Below are 9,164 nucleotides of genomic sequence, written 5' to 3'. Positions count from 1 at the left end.
GCGCTCATCGCCGCTTCCGGGATCGAACGCCACCGCATCCTGGGCATCGGCCTGGCCGCGCCCGGGCCGATCGACGCGGCCGAAGGGATGGTGGTGGATCCGCCGATGATGCGCGAGTGGACCTCGGTGCCGCTGCGCGAACCCCTGCGCGACCTGACGGGCCTGCCGGTGCTGATGGACAAGGACACGACGGCCGCGGCGGTGGCGGAACTGTGGGCCAGCGGACGGCGGGAGCCCGAGAACTTTGTGTTCGTTTACCTGGGCACGGGCCTGGGCGCCGGCATCGTGCTCGACGGACAGGTGCTGCGCGGCGCCTCCAGCAATATCGGGGAGATCGGCCATTTTCCGGTGGAGGCGGAGGTCCCGCTGTGCGACTGCGGGAAACGCACCTGCGTGGGCATGGCGCTGAACTTCGGCACGCTGTTCCGGCAGGCCGTGGAGGCCGGCATCTTCCCGGCCGGCGCCGAGCTGGGGGACCGCCATCAGGCCACCGAAAGGATCGTCACGCTCTGCCGCATGGCCAGCGAGGGGGAGCCGGCGGCCGCGGCGATCATCGGCCGGGCCGCCGGGTTGCTGGGCGGAACCGTGGGGCAGGTGGCCAACATCCTGGACGTGGACCGGGTCATCTTTGGCGGCCCGCTGTGGGACGGCTTGGACGAGCTTGCGCTGCCCATTCTGCGGGAGGAAATTAACAAACGGTTTGTGTCGCGGGCGATCCACGAGGTTGACGTGGTGTCGTCCCCGCTGGGCTTCGAGGTGGGGGCCATCGGCGGCGCCTGCCTGGTGCTGGATGACGCGCTGTCGCCCAAGGCCAGCGGGTTGATCCTAGGGGGCTAGCCGGACGCGGGCAGGGGTGCGGTTCACACAGCGACGTCGGCGTCATCGGACCGGGCCGCCGCCCTGACCGGTTCAGGAGTTGCTTTATTAAATCCAATCGATTTAGATATATGGTGACGGCAGTGCCTGGAGTGCTCACGCTGCGGGAAAATGAACGGTCCCTTCATCGGCTCACGTGCTTCAGGGGAACGGCTCGGCCGTCGGCCAACAGGCGGCGGGAAGATGCTGCTGGCTCCGGCGAACGGGAAGAACCGGAACCGGCGGTCCCGGCTGACGGGAATTCCCGGCCGCTTTGGTGGAAGGCACTACAGCCGGCTACCGTCTGTGCTTCCGTGGGGGGTTGCACAGGCGGCGGTCGGCTGCCCTGATTAACGGGCCGGGCACGTCCGCCGCATTTCGCCGGCAGGGCCGGCGGTGAAGTGCCCCCGGGCAGATTCGAACTGCCGACACCCGCTTTAGGAGAGCGGTGCTCTATCCCCTGAGCTACGGGGGCAACGCCAAAAGCTTAGCTTAAACGGCGCCGCCCGCCGGTGCGGCGGCCGAGTCTCCGGCAGGCCGGGGTTTACGGGTGAAGACCGCGACGACGGCGGCGACCAGGCTCAGCCCGAACAGGACGGACTTGGCGACGGTGAGGAAGCTCGCCAGTGACGCGTCGCCGACCGGGTCCGTGGCCAGCATGGCGTCGACGGCGAGATTTTCCCCCAGATCCGCTGCCACGTAAAGCACGACGACGGACCAGGCGAGCCAGCGCCAGCCGGGGCGGCGGATCTGCTGCCCCAGCAGGATCAGCCACGTGAAGCCGAACAGCAGCGGGAAGAGGGTGTCGGCTGTCTTGTGCCAGTAGTTGTATTGCCCGGCACCGTCTTCGCCGAACGCGGTGCGCACCTGCTGGACGTACTCGGTGGAGTATCCGCCGATGAGCGTGTCCGGCATGGCCAGCCCCCCGGTCAGCTGGGAGAACTGCGGCATCACCAGCAGGAACGAGTAGCCGAACAGAAAGGCCGAGGCCGCGGCCCCGGCGATGACGATCAGGTTCGCGTTGCCGGCAGCGCGCTGGGGCGACCGGGTGCTGCCGGGAACGGCAGGCCTCGCGGCGGCGCTGCTGCCGGGGGCTGGGGCCGCCGCCGCACCGTGTTTCTTCGCGCGCTGTGCTGGGGTTTTGGACATACAACCATTATGCCGGGGCGCTCCTGCGTCGGCCGTGGGCGGAAGTCGCCGCCGGCGTCCCGCAGTGTCGGTGGTGGCTAATAGACTTAGGGGACCATGGATTTCCTCACCGACCCGGCGTTCGACCCGCATGTTGCCTCTCCGCCCGCTCCGCATCTGCCCGGCGCCGAAGAGCTGCTCTCGGGGCTGAACCCGCAGCAGGAAGAGGCGGTCAAGCATGCCGGCTCCCCGCTGCTGATCGTCGCCGGCGCCGGATCCGGCAAGACCCGGGTGCTCAGCCATCGCATCGCGTACCTGCTCGCCACCCGCCGCGCACGGCCGGGAGAGATCCTCGCCATCACCTTCACGAACAAGGCCGCCGCGGAGATGCGGGAGCGGATCGAGTCGCTGGTGGGGGACTCGGCCAAGCGGATGTGGATTTCCACGTTCCACTCATCCTGCGTGAAGATCCTGCGCCGCGAAGCCAAGCACGTGGGGTTGAACTCCAACTTCTCCATCTACGACTCGGCGGACACGCTGCGGATGGTCAGCCAGGTGGCCAAGGGGCTGGACCTGGACCCGAAGCGCTTCCCGCCCAAGTCCATCCAGCACAAGATCTCGGCGCTGAAGAATGAACTGATTGACGACGAGTCCTTCGCCTCCACCGCCAACTATTCGGATCCGTTCGAGCAGGCGGTGGCCTCGGTCTACACCGGTTACACCCAGCGTATGCGCCAGGCCAACGCCATGGACTTCGACGACCTGATCGCGCAGGTTGTCTTCATTTTCCAGGCGTTCCCGGCGATTGCGGACTCGTACCGCCGGCGGTTCCGCCACGTGCTGGTGGACGAATACCAGGACACCAACCATGCCCAGTACCGGCTGGTGCGCGAGCTGACCCGGGAGTCCGAGGACGGGTCGGTTCCGGCCGGCGAACTAACCGTGGTGGGCGACTCGGACCAGTCCATCTACGCCTTCCGCGGGGCCGACGTGCGCAACATCGTCGATTTCGAGAAGGACTACGCCAGCGCGCGCACCATCCTGCTGGAACAGAACTACCGGTCGACCCAGACCATCCTCACCGCGGCCAACTCGGTGATCTCCCGGAACCCCGACCGCCCGGCCAAGCGGCTCTGGACCGCCGAGGGCGACGGCGAGAAGATCATCGGCTACGTGGGCGAGAACGAGCACGACGAGGCCCGCTTCATCACCGGGGAGATCGACCGGCTGCAGGACTCCGAGGGCATCCGCCCCGGCGACATCGCCATTTTCTACCGGACCAACGCCCAGTCCCGGTCCATCGAGGACTTGTTGGTCCGGGTGGGGCTGCCCTACAAGGTAGTCGGCGGCACCCGCTTCTACGAACGCAAGGAGATCAAGGACGCGCTGGCCTACCTGCGGGTCCTGGCCAACCCGGACGACGTCGTCAACCTGCGCCGCATCCTCAACGAACCGAAGCGCGGGATCGGCGACCGGGCCGAGTACGCCGTCGCGGCGCTCGCGGAACGGGACCGGATCTCGTTCATGGACGCGCTGCGCCGGGCGGAGGAGGCGCCCGGCATGGCCACCCGGTCGGTGAACGCGGTCGCCGGCTTCGTGAAGCTCATCGACGACCTGGCCGAGGTGGCCGCCGGGTCCGGTGCGGCGGCCGCGCTGGAGGCCGTGCTGGAGCAGACCGGCTACCTGGCGATGCTGCGCCAGAGCAGCGACCCGCAGGATGAATCCCGCGTGGAAAACCTGGCCGAACTCGTGGCCGTGGTGCGCGAATACGAACGGGACAACCCGGAAGGGTCGCTGTCCGAATTCCTGGAACAGGTGGCGCTGGTGGCCGACGCGGACCAGGTGCCAGACGCCCCGGACAGCGAGGCGGCACGGCTGGCCCAGGACCAGGGCGTGGTGACGCTGATGACGCTGCATACCGCCAAGGGACTGGAGTTTCCGGTGGTCTTCCTCACCGGCATGGAACACGGAATCTTCCCGCACCAGCGCTCCATGACCGACCCGACGGAGCTGGCCGAAGAGCGCCGGTTGGCCTACGTCGGCCTGACCCGCGCCCGCCAGCGGCTGTACCTGACCCGGTCCGAGTCCCGCAGCATGTGGGGCCAGAGCCAGTTCAATCCGGCCAGCCAGTTCATCGAAGAGGTGCCGGCCGAACTCATCGACTGGAAACGCGAAGGCACAGCCCGCCCGACCTTTGCCTCCGCGGGCAGCTTCGGGTCCAGCCGCTACTCGGGATCGCACTGGGGTGCCGGGACCTCGGGCAGCCAGGACATCAGCAACATGCGGGGATCGGCGCCGTCGATCACCAGCGCCAAGACCCGGGCTGGACGGGTGCAGCCGCAGAAGGAAGTCATCGCGCTGTCCATCGGCGACAAGGTCAACCACGCGAGCTTCGGCAACGGGACCGTCCTGGGCCTCGAAGGAGCCGGCGACAAGACGGTGGCCAAGGTCAAATTCGACGCCGGCGAGAAGCGGCTGCTGCTGCGCTATGCGCCGCTGACCAAGATGGGCTGATCCCCGCTGGGAGATGCGCCACGTTTGCGTCGGCGCATTTGGCAGCGGCATGACGGGGCGCTTACCGTTCTTATCCATGGACCACGTGGACATCAGGACTTTGGAACGGCTGGCAACCCCCGATTTTTGGCTTGACAAGCCGCTGCGCGTTTCGCTGATCCTGCTGGGTGGATTCCTGCTGAACATTGTGCTGCGGATGGTGATCAAACGCGTCACGGGAAAGATCGCCGACGGCGAGACCGCCAAGCTGGACAAATTCGACCCTGCAGCGCCCAAGAACACGAAAGACCCGCGCTACTGGCTGATTCAGGACTCGCCGATTGCCGCGGTGCGCCGCGCCCAGCGCTCGAAGACGATCGGATCGGTGCTGCGTTCGATCACCACCATCGTGCTGGCCAGCGTCACCGCGTTGATGGTGCTCACGGAGCTGGAATTCAATCTTGGCCCGGTACTGGCCAGTGCCGGTATTGCCGGCGTCGCCATTGGTTTTGGCGCCCAGACCCTGGTCAAGGACTACCTGTCCGGGCTGTTCATGGTGGCCGAAGACCAGTACGGCATCGGTGACGTGGTCGACTTGGGCGAGGCCTCCGGCACCGTGGAGTCGGTCGGTCTGCGGGTCACGCAGGTGCGCGCCGTGGACGGCACGCTGTGGCACGTTCGCAACGGGGAGATCCTGCGGGTGGGTAACTCCTCGCAGGGCTGGGCGCGGGCGGTGCTGGACATCCCGGTGCCGTACGACTCCGATGTGGAGAAGGTCTCCGAGTTGATCCTCAAGACAGCCATGGAACTGCGCATGGACGAGGACAACCGCAGGCTGATTTTGGACGATCCGGAGGTCTGGGGTGTGGAGGCACTGACCGGCGAATCCGTGGTGATCCGTTTGGCCATCCGCACGAAGCCGCTGGAACAGTGGGCAATCGCGCGCAAGATGCGGGCCCGGCTCAAGGAAGCGTTGGCCGAGGAAGGCCTGCGCATTCCGCTGCTGAACCAGACCGTGATCAGGGGCAGTGCACCGGCAGCAGCCGCAGCTCAGGGCGGGGGAAGCACCGCGCAGGGCGGGGACGCTGCCGCGCAGGGCGGGCCGGCCGCCCAAGGCGGGAACACCGCCGTCGTGGATCAGACGGGAGCCGGCGGCAAGAATTAGGTTCACGGCGCCGATACCTCAAAGCCGGACACTTCTACAAGTCGTAGAAGTGTGCCCTTGCCCACTAAAGCGGTACTCTGGGACCGGCGCCCGAGGCCAAAGGGGCTAGAGTTCCCCATGGAGCACTGCAGGCATCCGCTCACCGTCCGTGGTCACCGCCACGGCCAACCGCGGACGCCGCTCCGAGTCAGAAACGACTTCGACGTAGAAGGACACAACCCGTGGACCTGTATGAATACCAGGCGCGCGATCTCTTCGAGGCACACGGAGTACCCGTGCTGGCTGGAATCGTTGCGTACACCCCAGAAGAAGCCAAGGCAGCTGCTGAGAAAATTGGCGGCGTAGTTGTCGTCAAGGCTCAGGTGAAGGTCGGAGGCCGCGGCAAGGCCGGTGGCGTCAAGGTTGCCAAGACCCCGGACGAGGCATTCGAATACGCCTCCAACATCCTCGGCATGGACATCAAGGGCCACACGGTCAAGAAGGTCATGATCGCGCAGGGCGCCGACATCGCCGAGGAGTACTACTTCTCCGTGCTGCTGGATCGCGCCAACCGCAACTACCTGGCCATGTGCTCGGTGGAGGGCGGCATGGAGATCGAGCAGCTGGCCGTGGAGCGCCCGGACGCCCTGGCCAAGGTTGCCATCGACCCGGCCGTGGGCATCGACCAGGCCAAGGCCGACGAAATCGTTGCCGAGGCCGGCTTCGCCGAAGACCTTCGCCCCAAGGTCGCCGAGGTCATCGTCAAGCTCTGGGACGTGTTCATCAAGGAAGACGCCACCCTGGTGGAGGTCAACCCGCTGGTCAAGACCGGCGCCGGCGACATCGTCGCCCTGGACGGCAAAGTCTCGCTGGACGAGAACGCCTCCTTCCGCCAGCCCGGCCACGAGGAGCTCGAGGACAAGGACGCCGCGGATCCGCTCGAGGCCAAGGCCAAGGAACTGGACCTGAACTACGTCAAGCTTGACGGACAGGTCGGCATCATCGGCAACGGCGCGGGCCTGGTCATGTCCACCCTGGATGTCGTCGCCTACGCCGGCGAGAAGCACGGCAACGTCAAGCCCGCCAACTTCCTGGACATCGGCGGCGGCGCCTCGGCCGAGGTCATGGCCGCCGGCCTGGACGTCATCCTCAACGACGAGCAGGTCAAGAGCGTGTTCGTGAACGTCTTCGGCGGCATCACCGCCTGCGACGCCGTGGCAAACGGCATCGTCAAGGCCCTGGAAATCCTGGGCGAGAAGGCCAGCAAGCCGCTGGTTGTCCGCCTCGACGGCAACAATGTCGACGAAGGCCGGCAGATCCTGCTCAACGCCAACCACCCGCTGGTCACCCTGGCCCTGACCATGGACCAGGGCGCCGACAAGGCCGCCGAGCTGGCCAACGCCTAAGGACCGAGGAACTAAAACATGTCTATCTTCATCAACAAGGACTCGAAGGTCATCGTCCAGGGCATCACCGGTGGCGAAGGCTCCAAGCACACGGCGCGCATGCTGCACGCCGGCACCAACATCGTTGGCGGCGTGAACGCGCGCAAGGCCGGCACCACCGTCACCCACGGCGAGAAGACCCTGCCGGTCTTCGGCACCGTCAAGGAAGCCGTCACCGAGACCGGCGCCGACGTCTCCATCGTCTTCGTCCCGCCGGCCTTCACCAAGGACGCCGTGGTCGAGGCCATCGAGGCCGAAATCGGCCTCGTCGTGGTGATCACCGAGGGCGTGCCGGTGCAGGACTCCGCCGAGTTCTGGGCGCTGGCACAGTCCAAGAAGGACTCCGACGGCAACCAGATCACCCGCATCATCGGCCCGAACTGCCCGGGCATCATCACGCCCGGCGAGTCGCTGGTGGGCATCACCCCGGCGAACATCACCGGCAAGGGCGGCGTGGGCCTGGTCTCCAAGTCCGGCACGCTGACCTACCAGATGATGTACGAACTGCGCGACCTCGGCTTCTCCACCGCCATCGGCATCGGCGGCGACCCGGTCATCGGCACCACCCACATCGACGCCCTGGCCGCGTTCGAGGCCGATCCGGAAACCAAGGCGATCGTGATGATCGGCGAAATCGGCGGCGACGCCGAGGAGCGCGCCGCCGAGTACATCAAGGCCAACGTCACCAAGCCGGTCGTCGGCTACGTGGCCGGCTTCACCGCGCCTGAGGGCAAGACCATGGGCCACGCCGGCGCCATCGTCTCCGGCTCCTCCGGCACGGCCCAGGCCAAGAAGGAGGCCCTCGAGGCCGCGGGCGTGAAGGTCGGCAAGACCCCGTCCGAGACCGCGCACCTGCTGCGCGAGGTCTACCCGGACCACGAGGCACCGTCCAGCCTCTAGGCCCTCCGCCTACGGCATCGAGGCCCGCCACCTGCACAAGGTGGCGGGCTTCGCCCGTTCCCGGCCGCCGCGGCGACGCGGTTAGGCTGGAAAGCACCACCACTGCACAGGAGGCTTAATGCGCGCTGCCATCATCCACGGACCGGGCGACATCCGGGTCGAGGAACGACCCGACCCGGAAATCCTTGCCCCCACCGACGCGATCGTGCGCGTGAGCGCCACCTGCGTCTGCGGCTCCGATCTGTGGCCCTACCGCGGCATCCGCGAGCCGGGCAGGCCGCATCCCATCGGCCACGAACTCATCGGCGTGGTCGAGGCCACCGGCGACGCGGTGCAGGCGCTGTCCGCCGGCGACTTCGTCATTGCCCCGTGGGCCATCAGCTGCGGCGAGTGTCCGCCCTGCCGCAACGGCGTGCAAACCTCCTGCGAACGCCGGGCCAGTTGGGGAGGCCGGGACGAACACGGCCTGCCGGTCGACGGCGGGCAGGGCGAAGCGGTGCGGGTGCCCCACGCGGACGCCACGCTGGTTGCGGTGCCCGGCGTGACCGAACCGGGAGAGGAACTGGCCAAGAGCCTGCTCACGCTCTCCGACGTGATGGGGACCGGACACCACGCGGCCATCAGCGCCAAGGTCGGCCCGGGACGCACCGTCGTCGTCGTGGGTGACGGCGCCGTCGGGCTGTGCGGAGTGCTGGCAGCCCGGCGGCTGGGCGCCGAGCGGATCATCGCGATGTCCCGCTACGACGACCGGGCGGCACTGGCGCGCGAATTCGGGGCGACCGATGTGGTGGCAGAACGCGGGAAGGCCGCCGCCGAGAAGGTCAAGGGGCTGCTCGGCGGCGTGCTGGCCGACTCCGTGCTCGAGTGCGTGGGCACGGCGGAGTCGATGGACCAGGCGTTGCGCTGCACCAGGCCCGGCGGTTCCGTCGGTTTCGTGGGGGTCCCCGCCGGCGGCGCCGAACTGCCCATCGGCGTGCTGTTCTCGAAGAACATTGCCGTAGCCGGCGGCGCCGCGCCCACCCGCCAATACCTTCCCGAACTCCTCGAGGACGTCTTGTCCGGGAAGATCAACCCCGGCAAGGTGTTCGACGCGGTCATGCCCCTCGACGACGCCGCGGAAGCCTACCGGGCGATGGACGAGCGCCGCGCGATCAAGGTGCTGCTGCGGCCCTAGCCGGGGCCGGGCGTCCCGCCAGCGC

The 9,164-nt window shown here is 67.6% G+C and carries 7 protein-coding genes and 1 tRNA gene; 6 read left to right on the top strand and 2 right to left on the bottom strand.

Features of this window, described 5'->3' with window-relative positions; all coding sequences use genetic code 11:
• A partial coding sequence (locus tag AC5RUJ_RS06985; RefSeq protein WP_494155707.1) for an ROK family protein occupies positions 1-837 on the top strand: 837 nt, incomplete at its 5' end.
• 420 nt (positions 838-1,257) lie between these two features.
• On the opposite strand, the gene AC5RUJ_RS06980 is transcribed toward AC5RUJ_RS06985, so the two are convergent.
• Positions 1,258-1,330: transfer RNA gene (locus AC5RUJ_RS06980), tRNA-Arg, on the bottom strand.
• Positions 1,331-1,347: 17 nt separating this feature from the next.
• On the bottom strand, positions 1,348-2,004 hold the full coding sequence (locus tag AC5RUJ_RS06975; protein WP_494128085.1) for a hypothetical protein: 657 nt from the start codon (positions 2,002-2,004) through the stop codon (positions 1,348-1,350).
• Between the two features lie 96 nt (positions 2,005-2,100).
• Here AC5RUJ_RS06975 and pcrA point away from each other — a divergent pair, with 96 nt between their 5' ends.
• From pcrA to AC5RUJ_RS06950, 5 genes are all read left to right on the top strand, one after another.
• Positions 2,101-4,497 (top strand): DNA helicase PcrA, encoded by a 2,397-nt coding sequence (gene pcrA / locus AC5RUJ_RS06970; RefSeq protein WP_494023414.1) that lies wholly within the window; start codon positions 2,101-2,103, stop codon positions 4,495-4,497.
• Positions 4,498-4,546: 49 nt separating this feature from the next.
• Positions 4,547-5,641: a mechanosensitive ion channel family protein gene (locus AC5RUJ_RS06965; protein ID WP_494128084.1), complete on the top strand. Its 1,095-nt coding sequence runs from the start codon at positions 4,547-4,549 to the stop codon at positions 5,639-5,641.
• 221 nt (positions 5,642-5,862) lie between these two features.
• Positions 5,863-7,026 (top strand): ADP-forming succinate--CoA ligase subunit beta, encoded by a 1,164-nt coding sequence (gene sucC / locus AC5RUJ_RS06960; RefSeq protein ID WP_494073387.1) that lies wholly within the window; start codon positions 5,863-5,865, stop codon positions 7,024-7,026.
• 18 nt (positions 7,027-7,044) lie between these two features.
• The gene (sucD, locus tag AC5RUJ_RS06955; RefSeq protein WP_494001752.1) at positions 7,045-7,965 is read left to right on the top strand and encodes a succinate--CoA ligase subunit alpha; all 921 of its coding nucleotides are present in this window, start codon (positions 7,045-7,047) and stop codon (positions 7,963-7,965) included.
• A gap of 118 nt (positions 7,966-8,083) precedes the next feature.
• On the top strand, positions 8,084-9,139 hold the full coding sequence (locus AC5RUJ_RS06950) for a zinc-dependent alcohol dehydrogenase family protein (protein ID WP_494128083.1): 1,056 nt from the start codon (positions 8,084-8,086) through the stop codon (positions 9,137-9,139).
• Positions 9,140-9,164: the final 25 nt, after the last annotated feature.

The organism is Arthrobacter sp. Y3223164 (assembly GCF_059091005.1).
The sequence above is the reverse complement of the archived record's forward strand: the minus strand, read 5'-3'. Positions and strand labels throughout refer to the sequence as shown.

Bases quoted from the DNA above. Each gene is read 5' to 3' on its own strand.
- pcrA (WP_494023414.1), top strand. From the start codon at position 2,101: ATGGATTTCCTCACCGACCCGGCGTTCGACCCGCATGTTGCCTCTCCG.
- AC5RUJ_RS06965 (WP_494128084.1), top strand. From the start codon at position 4,547: ATGACGGGGCGCTTACCGTTCTTATCCATGGACCACGTGGACATCAGG.
- sucD (WP_494001752.1), top strand. From the start codon at position 7,045: ATGTCTATCTTCATCAACAAGGACTCGAAGGTCATCGTCCAGGGCATC.
- AC5RUJ_RS06950 (WP_494128083.1), top strand. From the start codon at position 8,084: ATGCGCGCTGCCATCATCCACGGACCGGGCGACATCCGGGTCGAGGAA.
- AC5RUJ_RS06975 (WP_494128085.1), bottom strand. From the start codon at position 2,004: ATGTCCAAAACCCCAGCACAGCGCGCGAAGAAACACGGTGCGGCGGCG.